Here is a 12,486-nt window from a genome sequence, read left to right on the forward strand (position 1 = left end):
GCGACGCCGCGCGAGGAGATCGCCGCCTTCAGCGCCTCGCGGGTCAGCAGCTGGTCGCTGAGCAGGACCACCCGCACCTGGGAGGCCTCGAGCTCGTGCTCGCGGATCGCGGCTCGCTCCTCCTCCTCGGCAGTCTTCCCACGAGACCCCCGTGCACGTGGGAACTTCCGGTCGGCGGAGCCCGTCTCGCGCTCCCTGGACGCTTGGGTGACGCGCCCCATCACGTCACCACCACGTCTGTGGCCACTGCTGTCTTCGGCATGGCGATCCTGTCCCGTCCCCTCCGCACTGAGCCCGAATCTCCGGCAACGCCGACGTTAAGTCGCAGGCCCTGCTGCGTCAGGGGTCGAGAGCCCAAGATCCCTCATATCGGTGACGTTTCAGACCTCAGATCGCTGTTGGCTAAGGAACATGCGGGGGCATTGGGGTCGTGGCGCGGATTCGCGCCTCCTCTTTGCCCTGATCTTCCTGGGCTTCCCGGTGTGGTGGGCGCTCGGCGTCACGGCCCTGTTCCCGCTCGCGGTCGCCGCCGTGCTGGCCGTCCACCTGCTGCGCCGTCGCGAGCCGATCCATCTGCCACCGGGCGCCACGCTCTGGCTGCTCTTCCTGGGCTGGGTGGCGCTCGGCGTCTTCGTGCTCGGGGTCGACGCGCCGGGCGCGGCACCCGGCGGTGACGGCGCGGGACGCGCGATGGTCTTCGGCTATCGGCTGGCCTGGTACCTGGCCTGCACCGCCGTCCTGCTCTGGCTGGGCAACACCAGTCGCAAGGCACTGCCTGATCGCACCGTCTACGGCCTGGTCGGCTTCCTCTTCGCGGTGAGCACCGCCGGCGGCCTGCTCGGCCTGCTCGCCCCGAGCTTCGAGTTCACCTCGGTGCTCGAGGCCGGTCTGCCGCGCGGCCTGCGCGCCAACTCCTTCGTCGCCTCGCTGGTGCATCCCCAGGCCGCCGACATCCAGCTGGTGCTCGGCCGCCCCGAGGCCAGACCCAAGGCCCCGTTCGCGTTCACCAACACCTGGGGCAGCGTGATGGCGCTCTCCGCGATCTTCGCGATCGCCTGGGCGGCGACCGGACGGCTCCGCGCTCGGGTGCTGGTCGGTGCCGGCCTGGCGATCGCCTCCGTCCCGATCGTCTTCTCCCTCAACCGGGGGCTGTGGGCCTGCGTGATCCTCGGCGTCGTCGGAGTGATCGTGCTGGCGCTGCGGCACGGGCAGCTCGGTCGACTCGTCGCCGGCGGAGTCGCCATCGCGATCGCTCTGGTGGTGGCGGCCGGCCCGCTGATCGCGCTGGTCAACGAGCGGATGGCGAACCAGCACAGCAATGCCCGACGCGGCAGCCTGGCCAGCGCCACGGTCGACTCGGTGAGCACGGGCTCGCCACTGATCGGCTTCGGCACCACCCGCGACGTGCAGGGCAGCTTCGCCTCCATCTCCGGGGGCTCGACGCCGGACTGCCCGGCCTGTGGCGTCCCGCCGTTGGGCACGCAGGGACACTTCTGGCTGGTCCTCTTCTCCCAGGGCTGGATCGGAGTCGCGCTCTTCCTGGGCTTCCTCGTCTTCGCGCTGTCGCGGACCTGGCGCTGTCGCACCCGCAACGAGATCCTGGCGACGTTCGTGCTGGCCTTCTTCGCGTTGCAGATCTTCGTCTACGACACGCTCGGCCTGCCGCTGATGCTGGTCTTCGTCGCGATCGCCCTGGTCTGGCGCGAGCAACGCGAGAACGGGCTCACGGCCTGGACCGGCCCGCAGCTCGGCGAGCGCCTGCGCCGGGGCGCCCCGCTGGCGCTGGTGCTGGCCCTGCTCGGCGCCGGGGCCGGGATGGCATCGACGATGCAGGAGACCACCCGGACCTGGACCACCGAGGTCCGCCTGGTGCTGACCAGCCCACCGGACCCCTACTCCCCTGCGGTGATCGGCGACGTGCTCGGCGAGGCCGAGGTGAACCGTCGCGACCTGCGGATCACCATCGACACCGAGGCCGCGATCCTGCTCTCCGAGGAGACCCTGCGCAACGCCGCCGCCGAGCTGGCCGCCGACGAGGCCGCGCCCGACGAGGCGAAGGCCGCCGGCAAGAAGCGCAAGCGGGCTGCCGCGGCAGCGGCGAGCAGCCCGATCACCACCCAGGAGCTGCGCGACGGCGTCCGGCTCAGCGCGGAGCCGAACACCCAGATCCTGGTGCTCGCCGTGAGCGGGCCGAGCGCGGAGCAGTCGCGTGCCCGCGGCGTGGCGATCGCGAAGACCTATCTGAGCGCCCGCCAGAAGTACGTCGACGAACGCCGCACCGACCTGTTGACCCGGCTCAACCAGGACCTGCGCAAGGTGCTGCCGACCGACCCGACCACCGCCACCCTGTTGCTGCGGCTCAACGCAGCCGACCGCAGGCTGCGCGCGGACACCCGCACCGTGGGCCGGGTGGTCAACGTCAGCGACCCCGAGGAGGTGGCACGCAAGAGCGCCCTGCGCACCACCAGCGGCGGTGCCATCGGCCTGCTGGTCGGGGTCGCCGCCGGCGCCTTCACCGCCACCCGCCGCCCCGGCCGGCCGAGCCCGGTGCCCTTCAGGCGGCTGCATCCGAGGAGGAAGAGATGACCACCACGACCGGCACCGCGCCGCCCCGGATGATCTGGGCACGTCTCGCGGTCGACCCGCTGGCCGAGCCGCTGTCGCGACGCCTCGCGGTCCGCTCCTGGGTGACGCCGAACCGGATCACCCTGCTGGCGCTCGCCCTGGCCACCGGCGCCGCCGTCTGCTTCGCGACCGGGCAGCTGCGCCTCGGCGGAGCGCTCTTCCTGGCCCGCTACTTCTTCGACTGCGTCGACGGCATGGTCGCCAGACGCCAGGGCAGCGGATCGGCCCGGGGCGCGGCCCTCGACATCAGTGCGGACGTCGTCGGCCTGCACCTGGTGGCCGCCGCCCTGTGCTGGCACCTGGTCCAGGCGGAGGGCCTGGCCAGCGCCGGAGCGCTCGCCCTGCTCGCGGTCCTCGGCGTCCACAACTGGTCGCTCGGGCACCGCAAGCTGCTGGCCGCCTCGGCCGGTCGCGGGGACGGCGGCTCCGACCATGCGCTGCGGAGCCGGGTCCCGGTGCTCCGCTCCTGGCTCGCCTGGTGCCGCCGGATCAACATGGCCGCCTTCCCCTGGGTGCTGGAGGTCGAGATCGTCGTCTTCGGACTCGCCCCACTGCTGCTGCCCGCCGAGGCACTGCCGGCCGTGGTGGTCGCCGGTGCGGTCGGCTACGCCCTGGTGGTGGCGGTGAACCTGCGCCGGATCGCCCGGCTCACCGCCGTCCTCGACGAGGCCCGTGCCGAGGGCGGACAGGAGGGTCGGCATGTCCGCCTCTACGCCGTCTGAGCAGGGGCTGCCCGCACTGGACGTGGTGATCGCGACCCGCAACCGCCCGCAGCTGCTCGCCGAGGCGCTGGCCGCCGTCCTCGACCAGGACTACCCGGGGCTGATCACGGTCCACGTGGTCTTCGACCAGTCGGAGCCGGACCCGTCGATCGCCGCAGCCGCCGCCGGGCGCGCCGAGCGTCGGGTGCTGGTGCACCGCAACGAGCGCACGCCCGGCCTGGCCGGTGCCCGCAACTCCGGCATCCTGGCGGGCACCGCGCCGCTGGTCGCCTTCTGCGACGACGACGACGTCTGGCTGCCACAGAAGGCGACCCGGCAGATCGCCGAGCTCCTCGACTCCGGTGCCGACACCGTGGTGTCGGGGATCGTCGTCGAGTACGACGGCGAGCGCACCGAGCGGGTGCCTCGGATCGAGGACCTGGAGATCTCCGCGCTGGTGCGCAACCGGGTGATGGAGGCGCATCCCTCGACGGTGACCGTGCGCCGCGAGGCCCTGCTGGAGCGGATCGGTCTGGTCGACGAGGAGATCCCCGGCAGCTACGGCGAGGACTTCGACTGGATCATCCGGGCCGCGCAGAACGGACCCCTCGCGCTGGCCGCGGCACCGCTGGTCCGGGTCCGCTGGGGCGGCTCCCAGTTCTCCCAGAACTGGGACGTGATCGTGCGCGCCATCGACTACGGCCTGGTCAAGCACCAGGTGTTCCACGCCGACCGGCGTGCGCTGGCCCGGCTCCAGGGCCGGCGCGCCTTCGCGCTGGCAGCGCTGCACCGCCGCGGCGCCCTGCGGGCCGCGGCACAGACCGTGCGGACCGCGCCGAGCGAGCGCCGTGCCTACCTGGCCGCGGCGGTCGCGCTGCGCCTGGTCTCGGCCGAGCGGCTGCTGGATCTGGCCCATCGGCGAGGCCACGGCATCTAGACCACAGGCCGCATACCTACTTAAGGAGGGGGTACCAAAGGGACAAAAGCAGACACCGTCTGCCAAAAATGCTTCATCTTGGCGATGACTCGTCGCCTGCGTCTGCGGTCGCCGCTACCTTCGATGCGACGCATTGAACGGTGTGCGCCGCGTCCATCTCGGGGGATGCAGGCTCGGCGGCACCGCCGAAGATGAAGGTAGTGAGTTCGTGACCCCGACACGATCGATCGTTCGATCCCTTGTAGGAGTCGTCATCACCGGCGCAGTGAGCGCATCGCTGATCCACAGCACGCCCGCGCTCGCCAAGACGGCAGAGTCCTCAACCAGCAGCACCGGAACCAAGGCGGTCAGCAAGACCGCGAAGCGCGCCTCGCTGACCTGGCGGGTCGCCCCGTCCAGCAAGTCGCGCGTCGCCCCCACTGCGGCGAAGCGCCAGAGCGCCGTCGTGCACCGCGCCAAGGCGGTCCGCCCGACCACCCTGCGCCTGCGCACCGCGCCGACCACGGCCAATGCCCGCGCGCACCGCTGGACGGTCTGGGTGAAGGCCGACCGCGCGCACCAGGTGAAGGTCAGCGCCGTGCGCCTCGGCGCCGACCGCGCCAAGCTCGCCACCCGCACCGTGAAGGTGCAGGCGGGCACCTGGAAGAAGGTCACCCTGACCAGCAAGCTGGCCCGTACCGGCCTGCGCACCCGGGTCCAGGTCGCCGTCCCGTCGCTGCGCACCAGCGAGCAGGTCAAGGTCGCGGCCAGCCGCACCGAGGGCACCGCGGCCGCCACCGGCACCGGGACCTCCAACGCCACCGCCGCCGACCCGGCGGCCGGCACCCTGAGCAACGGCTGCACGTTCACCACCCGCGGCCTGCCGGACTGCGGCAGCTACCTGGGCATGGCCTACGGCTCGAACGCGGACCCGACCAAGGTCGAGTCCGAGTACAGCGGCCGCCTCGGCGTCCGTCGCACCTACTACCGGGCCGACCAGGTCAGCAGCGCCGTCTCCACCGCGCGCACCGACATCGCCAAGGGCCGCCTGCCCTGGATCAGCTTCAAGTTCCCCCACGACTGGAAGAAGATGGCCTCCGGCTCGGGCGACGCCTGGGCGAAGGACATCGCCACCAAGATGGCCGCCCTCGACGGGCCGGTCTGGGTCGCCTTCCACCACGAGCCCGAGGGCGACGGGAACATGGCCGACTGGCGTGCCGCCCAGGAGCGCCTCGCGCCGATCGTGCGCAAGGCCGCCCCGAACGTGGCCTACACCGTCGTGCTCACCGGCTGGCACGAGTTCTACGGCTCCAGCGAGTTCTCGCTGGCCAACATCTGGCCGCGGGTGAAGGTCGACGTCGCCGGCTTCGACATCTACAACTCGCTCGGCGTGGTGAAGAACGGCAAGACCCTCAAGGCCACCGACATGGACGGTGCCTACTTCTCCAAGATCCAGGCCTGGGCCAAGACCAAGGACGTGGCCTGGGGCCTGGCCGAGACCGGCTACACCGACGCCGCGGCCAAGACGGACCCCGACTGGATCCGCCGCACCCAGCGTCAGCTGGAGGCCCGCGACGGCGTCGCGATGGCCTACTTCAACACCACGTTGAACAGCATCGCCCCGTGGCAGCTGGGCAACACCACCAAGAAGGAGGCGTACCGCGCCGCCCAGCAGGGCACGCCGCGGCTACCGCTGGGCTGATGCCCACGCCTCCCAGGCAGTGAGCAGGGCGTCGGTGCGCGACAGGATCACGTCGCCACCGGCGCCCTCTGCCAACGGCAGGTACCGGGCCAGGATCTCGGCCAGGTACATCCCGATCCCGACCTCCGGGTCGTGCGCCACCCGCTCCCCCAGCGCCCGCCAGAACGACTCGCCGTCGCGGAGCACCGCGAGCGCCGTCTCCGGCTCCAGGGCACCGGCGAGCCGCGCATTCAGCAGGTAGTGCCACACGTCGAGCCCGGCCGGAACTCCGGTGGAGAAGCGCTCCCAGTCCCACAGGCTCAGGCCACCCAGATGCCGGGCCATGTTCCAGGGCGTCCAGTCGCCGTGCCAGGCGGCGAACGGCACCGGCTCGTCCGCACGGGCGCCCAGCACCTCCAGGCAGGCCAGGGCCCGCACCCGTCGCGACTCGTCGGCCAGGGCAGCCAGCCGGCTCTCGGTCCGCTCCCACCACCCGCTCGTGGTCAATGCGAACGGCCCCTCGGCGAAGGCGTCGGTCAGCTCGGCGATCTCCGGCAACGGCGGATCACGCCGGTCGACCCGACGCTGCCGCGGGCTCTGCGGGACCGCGGTGATCACCAGCAGCTGCGCGCCGCGCCAGCTCCCGCTCCACAGCACCTGCGGAACGCTCAGCCCGGGCAGGGCCGACGTCGTCAGATGCGGCAGGGCGGCTGCCTCCGCGGCGACGTCGGCGTCCGAGACCGAGCTGCCGCCGAGCTTCACGAAGCCCAGCGTGTCGCCACGCTCGCCGAACACCTCCAGCACCCGCTTGCGATTGACCCGCGCGGTGCCGATCGCGACCGAGAAGGTGACCGGCTCGCCGAAGACGGTGTCGAGCAGCCGGGCCAGGGAGTCCGTGTCCGGACCGGCCACCTCGAACGAGGCCGGCAGCAGCCGGCCGGCCCCCATCCGCAGCGCGGCGGCCAGCATCAGCCGCTTCGCCACCGCCGGCGTGGTGGCGGCCGCGTTGAACCTCCGCACCGCGCGGGCACTGGCGCGCGGCGAGTCCAACGGGAGCGCGGTGCCCACACCACCGGCCGCCGGGACCACGCAGAACCGGGCCTGCACCGGCCCGCTCTCCTGACCCGGCACGGCGCTCGGCCACAGATCCGCGACGGCGGCGACCAGATCGCCGCCTGGTGCCGAGCGGGGCAGTCGTTGCTGGCTCATCGTCGTGCTCAGTCCACCGCTTCGTCGCGGATGCAGGCGAAGAGGTGGCGTCCGTAGTTGCCGCTGTAGGGCGGACGGTCGTCCTGGTCGGGGCCGAGGTCGACCACCCGGTCGAAGCTGGTCTCGGTCTCCAGGAACTCCCGGACCCGGGTGCTGTCCCAGCCGGCCAGCGAGTCCCGGAACCAGGCCTCGTGCTCCTGGCCGGTGTCCAGGAAGAGCACCCGTCCGGTCGCGGCGTCCAGGGCCTGCACCAGCGCTTCGGCGGAGTCCTCGCTACGGCCGAGCACGAAGTGGTGCAGCAGGCTGAAGCAGCTCACCACGTCCCACCGGTACTCGGCGGCGCGCAGGAAGCTGACCGCCTCCCCCGTGCTCACCCGCCCCGGCTCGAGGCCGTAGACGACCTGGCCGAGCCGCGGCGCGATCGGGTCCTGCTCGACGCCCTCGGCAGCCAGCCCGTGCTCGCCCATCGCCGCCACGAACCAGCCGTAGCAGCTGGCCACGTCGAGGTAGCTGCCGGCCTCCAGACCGATCTCGTCGAGCACGGCGATCATCGCCTCGAAGCGGTCCTGGCAGCCGCGCACGGTCGGCCAGGTGGCCACCTCCGGCGCGGTCAGCGGCTGGTAGAGCTCGGGCTCGCCGCCGATCCACGACATCGCGTCCAGCATCTCCTGCAGCCCGGTGTGCACCGCGATCCGCTTGACCCGCACGGCGATCTGGTCGATCCCCTCCACAGCGGCACGCGCCACCCGGTGGTGGCCGTCGATCACCTGGTAGCAGTCGGAGTCGCGGATCGGAGCCACCTCGACCGGAGCACCGGCGCGGGTCTGGTGCGGCTTGCGGTCCGGGGGCGGCACCAGCTCGTCGGTGGTGCCGATGAACTCCCGGGCGAACTCCACGATGCCGGCGTCGTCATGAGCCGAGAAGTACTGACCGCTCGCGGCGATCGAGACCCGGGCCATCGCGGCGTAGCGCGAGCCGAGGATCTCCTCGTCGCTCAGCGGTGCCCGGGCAGCGCGGCGCAACAAGTCCGCATGGGGTCCGTCCGCCACCCGGGTCGAGGCCCACTGCGGGTCTCCGACGGCCGCCGCGAAGCCGGCCGCGTCGAGCCGGTTCTGCCCGCCCAGCAACAGCTTGTCGACGTCGACCACGCGCAGCTCCGGCTGCCACGCCAGGCGGTCGCGGAGCGCGTCGCGCACCCCGGTCGGCATCGGCGTGCGTTGCGCGGTGGCATAGGCCGCGACCGCCATCTGATGCGCACGCAGCCGGGTGGCCCGTCGCATCCGACGGATCTTGGGATGGTGGTTGATCACCGCCAGCGCCATGTCACTGTTCCTCTCTCCAGGCGGGCTCGTGGCCGATCAGGGCGGCCACGTAGACGTCATCGGGGGCGAAGCGACGGCGCAGCCGTGCCTCCAGCTCCGGGTCGAGGCCGGCGCCCGGGCGGGCGTTCCAGGCCTCGAGGATCGAGGTGCGGTGACGGCGCAGCCCGAGCCGGCGCTGCAGCGCGTCGAACTCACCGACCGGGTCGGCGAAGAGGCGCTCCGCCTCGACCACATGCACCCGGTCCTCGCCGAGCGCCTTGACCCAGCGCTCGAGCTGCGGCTGGTAGGCGCTGCGACCGGCGTAGGCGTGGTGCCGGTGGGCGTAGCTGACCGCCTGCGGATCGCGCGCCAGCCGCTCGGCCTCGCCACCGAGGCGCCGGTCCTCCGCGGCCAATGCCTCGGCGAAGTCGAGGTCCTCGAAGCCGCGGGCGCGCTCGTGCCGGTGCGCCGAGTAGGCCCGGGCGACCGGATCGCGCAGCATCACCACCACCTGCACCCCGGGCAGGTCGGCGGCGACCCGCTCCGCGGCCAGCGGATGGAAGAGGTAGTAGCCGCTGCACTCGAAGGTGCGCACCGCCGCGCCGCGACCGAGCAGCCGGGCGCTGAGCCGCAGCGGGAAGTGCGCCGCATACCAGCGCCGGCCGTGCCGGTAGGAGTCGTCGAAGTAGCCGGTGCCCTTGCTCAGCGTGGGCCGGATCAGCTCCGGATGCTCCTCCAGCATCCGGAACAGGGTGGTGGTGCCGCTGCGCTGGGCACCGATCACCACGATCTCGGGGAGCTGGCGCCAGCGCGCGGTCGCCCTTCCCCAGCCCAGGGCGAGACGGCGGACCGCGAGCCGGACGCCGTCAGGCAGGTGGCGCTGCGCGAAGCCGGTCAGCGCGCGGATCGGGTTCTGGCTCATCACGCCTCCTGTGCCCGGCCGCCGCGGCGGATCTTCGCCAGCAGTCCGTCCAGGGCCAGCGCCTGCCGCCACCGCCACAGCACCAGGCAGTAGAGGACGGCGATCAGGGCCACGCCGCTCCAGAGCAGGGCGGGCTCCGGGTCGAGCGCGGCCAGCGCCAGCGCCGGGGCACCGACGCAGAGCAGCGGGATCACGCCGGCCCGGGCGGTGACCCGCGACAGGGCATGCACGCCGAGCTCGCGGCGCACCTGCCAGAAGGCGAGGGAGCACCGGGTGAGCACCGCCGCGGCCCAGGCCAGGGCGGCACCGAGGATGCCCAGGCGCGGGACCAGCAGCAGGCAGCCGACCACGTCGATCACCAGTGCCAGCGCGGTGTTGGCCGCACTGACCCCACTGCGCCCGGCCATCAGCAGCAGCGTGTCCACCGGCCCTGAGGCCACCGCCGCCATCATCGTCAGCGCCATCACCGCGACCACCAGCTCGGCGTCCTCCACCACGAGCGCGGTGCCCCCGAAGATCTCCAGGTAGGTGGCCGCCAGCGCCCCGACGCCCAGGTAGAGCGGCCAGGCGACGATCATGTTCCAGGCCGTGGAGACCCGGTACACCTCGCTCAGCGTGCGCGGGTCGTCGTGGACCAGGATCGCGGTCATCCGCGGCTGGAGCACCTGTTGGATCGCCTGCGTGGCCATCTGCCCCAGCGGCACGAACCGGGTCGCCACCGTGTAGGCGGCGGCCGCGGTCGGCGAGACCAGCGCCGCCACGATGATGATGTCCAGCTTCTGCATCCCCAGCTGCGCCACCCGGGCCAGCCCACGCAGCCAGGTGAACGACCAGAACTCTCCGAGCACCCCGGGTGCCAGCGACCCGGCCCGGCGGATCGAGCCGTGGCCGCGCTGCCGGAGCCGATGCTGCAGCGCGACCAGCGCCAGCGCGGCGCCGACGAAGTGGGTCGCGGACCAGGCCACGATCGCGCCCGGCAGCCCGGTGCCGAAGGCCAGCGCCACCCCGACCAGCAGCGGCTGGCTGCCGGCCCGCACGATCCGGTCGACCAGCACCGTGCTGCGCATCTCGCCGAAGGCCCGGGTGGCGGCCAGCGAGAGGTCGGCCAGCACCGCCGCCGGCAGCGCGATCGCCAAGACGGTCAGGGCCCGCGCGGCGTCGTCACCCCAGCCCAGGGCCTGACACAGCGGCTGCGCCACCAGGGCCAGGATCACCGCGAGGATCGCGGCACCGGCAAGCGTGGTGCGCATCGTGGCGCGGATCAGCGAGACGATCGCCGCCGAGCTCCGGGTGGCCTCCAGGCGGAGCACGAAGCGGGCCAGTCCGGTGTCGGTGCCCAGCACCGCCAGGCCCTCCACGATCAGGAACAGGGCGGTGACCGCGAAGAAGACGCCGGCCTGTGCTGCCGGGAGGCTGCGCGCCACCACCACGACCAGGCCGAAGCCCGCACCGCCGGCGATCAGCGCACCGGCCAGGCCCGCCGCACCGCCCCGGGCGATCTGGCCCAGGTGCGCGCGGGTGGCGTGGGTGACGTGCAGGGTGGCCATCAGGACGCCTCGTCGGCTCGCACCGCGTGCTCATGCTCGGCGGCGCGGTGGTGCTCCTTCACGGGATGACGGCGCCACTGCGGCGCTGCTCGGTGCACGATGCCCAGTGCCTGGGCCGGGCCCTCATCGACCTCACGCAGCGCGGCCTCGAGCTCGGCGTTGGTGCTGAGCCCGGTGGTCGCCTGGATCACCACGGCATCGGCGTGCCCGGCCAGCAGCTGCCCGTCCGGCCCCGGCAGCGCGACCCCGGCGAAGACGATCATCTCGCCGCGCTCGCGCAGGTCCTTGACCAGGCCGACGAACTCGGGTGAGGCCAGCAGGTCGCCCCAGGCGGGGCGCTCGGTCGTCCCTCCGGGCGGCAGCCGCAGCGCGAAGTCGCCGGCCGGGACCAGGGTCTTGTCCAGGTTGGCCCGACCCCGCAACACCTCGACCAGGCCGCGCTGGTAGCGCATCGGCCGGCGCTCGACGCCGCTGCCGCCCAGCGCGGAGTCGTCGAGGACCACCAGCACGGTGCGCAGGCGGGCCCGGGCCAAGGAGTCGACCAGTGCCTCGCCGGTGACCGCGGAGGCGGCGCCCTGCTCGCCGGCGTCGGCGAGCAGCACGACAGCCGGCCGCTGCGGGAGCTCGACCAGGATCCGGGCGCGCAGGGCGTCGGCGTCGTCGTCGCTGCCGATCACCTCGTAGCCGGCCGCGACCAGGTCGGTGCGAGTGCCCACCTTGTCGGCGCGGCGCGCCCGCAGATAGACCGCGCCCAGCGCGAGGGCCAGTCCGAGACCCGCCCCGGCGATCGCCCCCAGCAGTGCGGCGGGCAGCGGCCCGGCGGACTCCTCGACCGCCGGCGTCACCACCTGGCCGGGGTCCTGGGAGACGTAGCCGAGGGTGGTCTGCTCGGCCTGCACCTGGGCCACCTGGGAGACGAGCCCGGAGATCTGCTGGTCGAGCAGCGCCCGCCGCTCGGCGCTGACCCCGGCCGCCGCACGCTCCTTGGTGAGGCTGGTCAGCTGCGCCTTCATCGAGCGCAGCTCCTCGGTCAGGTGCGCCTGACGGGTGAAGACGGTGGAGGCGGTGCGGGCCTCGCGGTAGTTGAGGTACTCCTCGGCATAGGCGTTCGCCAGCCGGCGTGCCAGGGCGGCGTCACGCCGCTCCACGGTGATCCGGAGCAGCTGGGTGTTGGGCGGCACCTCGACGCTGACGCCGGTGAGCACGGCATCGGGGTCGTCCAGCCCGGTCTTGTTGCCGACCGCCCGCGCGACGGCGTCCGCGGTGACCAGCCGAGCCTCGGTCTCGAGGTTCACGAGCCCGTCGCGACCGTCGGGGCTGAACGGATTTCCCTCGAGCGGGTTGACCAGGATGGTGGCCGTCGCCTGGTGCAGCTGATCGCGCTTGGCACCCACCCAGGCGCCCACCACACCCAGGACCGCGACCAGGACCACGGCCAGCACCACGCCCCGGCGCAACAGCGCTCGCATTCGGCGTCCACGCATACCCACGAACTGCACTCCCCCTGCTCGTGCCGCGCACCGCCTGGACGGATGCCGTCTGGCCGGTGCAGCGATCGAGCACCATCGTGACTCCGCGTGCGGG

At 72.9% G+C, this 12,486-nt stretch carries 10 protein-coding genes; 4 read left to right on the forward strand and 6 right to left on the reverse strand.

The window, feature by feature from the left end:
- A partial coding sequence (locus ABD151_RS01035) for a hypothetical protein (protein WP_343990394.1) occupies nt 1-221 on the reverse strand: 221 nt, incomplete at its 3' end.
- A 190-nt stretch (nt 222-411) separates the two neighbouring features.
- Between ABD151_RS01035 and ABD151_RS01040 the strand changes: the two genes are divergently transcribed.
- The 4 genes from ABD151_RS01040 to ABD151_RS01055 all read left to right on the forward strand — a co-directional run bounded on the left by ABD151_RS01040 (nt 412) and on the right by ABD151_RS01055 (nt 5,944).
- A complete protein-coding gene (locus tag ABD151_RS01040) occupies nt 412-2,586 on the forward strand; it encodes a hypothetical protein (RefSeq protein WP_343990396.1) in 2,175 nt (724 codons plus the stop codon).
- Entirely contained in the window at nt 2,583-3,347 is a 765-nt protein-coding gene (locus ABD151_RS01045; protein WP_343990399.1) for a CDP-alcohol phosphatidyltransferase family protein, read from the forward strand. Before ABD151_RS01040 ends, ABD151_RS01045 begins: the two co-directional genes overlap by 4 nt.
- Nucleotides 3,325-4,263 (forward strand): glycosyltransferase family 2 protein, encoded by a 939-nt coding sequence (locus ABD151_RS01050; protein ID WP_343990402.1) that lies wholly within the window; start codon nt 3,325-3,327, stop codon nt 4,261-4,263. The genes ABD151_RS01045 and ABD151_RS01050 overlap by 23 nt, the downstream gene beginning before the upstream one ends.
- Nucleotides 4,264-4,528: 265 nt before the next feature.
- Nucleotides 4,529-5,944: a glycoside hydrolase family 26 protein gene (locus tag ABD151_RS01055; protein ID WP_343990405.1), complete on the forward strand. Its 1,416-nt coding sequence runs from the start codon at nt 4,529-4,531 to the stop codon at nt 5,942-5,944.
- Here ABD151_RS01055 and ABD151_RS01060 read toward each other — a convergent pair.
- From ABD151_RS01060 to ABD151_RS01080, 5 genes are read right to left on the reverse strand one after another with little or no spacing between them, the layout of a single operon-like run.
- Complete coding sequence (locus tag ABD151_RS01060; RefSeq protein ID WP_343990407.1) at nt 5,930-7,132, reverse strand: hypothetical protein; 1,203 nt, start codon at nt 7,130-7,132, stop codon at nt 5,930-5,932. The genes ABD151_RS01055 and ABD151_RS01060 overlap by 15 nt on opposite strands.
- An 8-nt stretch (nt 7,133-7,140) precedes the next feature.
- Nucleotides 7,141-8,454, reverse strand: coding sequence for a class I SAM-dependent methyltransferase (locus ABD151_RS01065; protein ID WP_343990409.1), 1,314 nt, complete (start codon nt 8,452-8,454; stop codon nt 7,141-7,143).
- Between the two features lies 1 nt (nt 8,455).
- Nucleotides 8,456-9,355: a sulfotransferase family protein gene (locus tag ABD151_RS01070; RefSeq protein ID WP_343990411.1), complete on the reverse strand. Its 900-nt coding sequence runs from the start codon at nt 9,353-9,355 to the stop codon at nt 8,456-8,458.
- Nucleotides 9,355-10,902 carry an oligosaccharide flippase family protein gene (locus tag ABD151_RS01075; RefSeq protein WP_343990413.1) on the reverse strand — a complete coding sequence of 516 codons (1,548 nt, stop codon included), beginning with the start codon at nt 10,900-10,902 and terminating at the stop codon, nt 9,355-9,357. The genes ABD151_RS01070 and ABD151_RS01075 overlap by 1 nt, the downstream gene beginning before the upstream one ends.
- A complete protein-coding gene (locus ABD151_RS01080) occupies nt 10,902-12,386 on the reverse strand; it encodes a hypothetical protein (RefSeq protein ID WP_343990415.1) in 1,485 nt (494 codons plus the stop codon). Before ABD151_RS01080 ends, ABD151_RS01075 begins: the two co-directional genes overlap by 1 nt.
- Nucleotides 12,387-12,486: the final 100 nt, after the last annotated feature.

It is taken from the genome of Nocardioides dubius (genome assembly GCF_039528155.1).
GTDB lineage: Bacteria > Actinomycetota > Actinomycetes > Propionibacteriales > Nocardioidaceae > Nocardioides > Nocardioides dubius.

Excerpts from the sequence above, each read along its gene's own strand:
- ABD151_RS01065 (WP_343990409.1), bottom strand. The coding sequence starts at position 8,454 with ATGGCGCTGGCGGTGATCAACCACCATCCCAAGATCCGTCGGATGCGA.
- ABD151_RS01075 (WP_343990413.1), bottom strand. The coding sequence starts at position 10,902 with ATGGCCACCCTGCACGTCACCCACGCCACCCGCGCGCACCTGGGCCAG.
- ABD151_RS01070 (WP_343990411.1), bottom strand. The coding sequence starts at position 9,355 with ATGAGCCAGAACCCGATCCGCGCGCTGACCGGCTTCGCGCAGCGCCAC.
- ABD151_RS01040 (WP_343990396.1), top strand. The coding sequence starts at position 412 with ATGCGGGGGCATTGGGGTCGTGGCGCGGATTCGCGCCTCCTCTTTGCC.
- ABD151_RS01080 (WP_343990415.1), bottom strand. The coding sequence starts at position 12,386 with ATGCGTGGACGCCGAATGCGAGCGCTGTTGCGCCGGGGCGTGGTGCTG.
- ABD151_RS01060 (WP_343990407.1), bottom strand. The coding sequence starts at position 7,132 with ATGAGCCAGCAACGACTGCCCCGCTCGGCACCAGGCGGCGATCTGGTC.
- ABD151_RS01045 (WP_343990399.1), top strand. The coding sequence starts at position 2,583 with ATGACCACCACGACCGGCACCGCGCCGCCCCGGATGATCTGGGCACGT.
- ABD151_RS01050 (WP_343990402.1), top strand. The coding sequence starts at position 3,325 with ATGTCCGCCTCTACGCCGTCTGAGCAGGGGCTGCCCGCACTGGACGTG.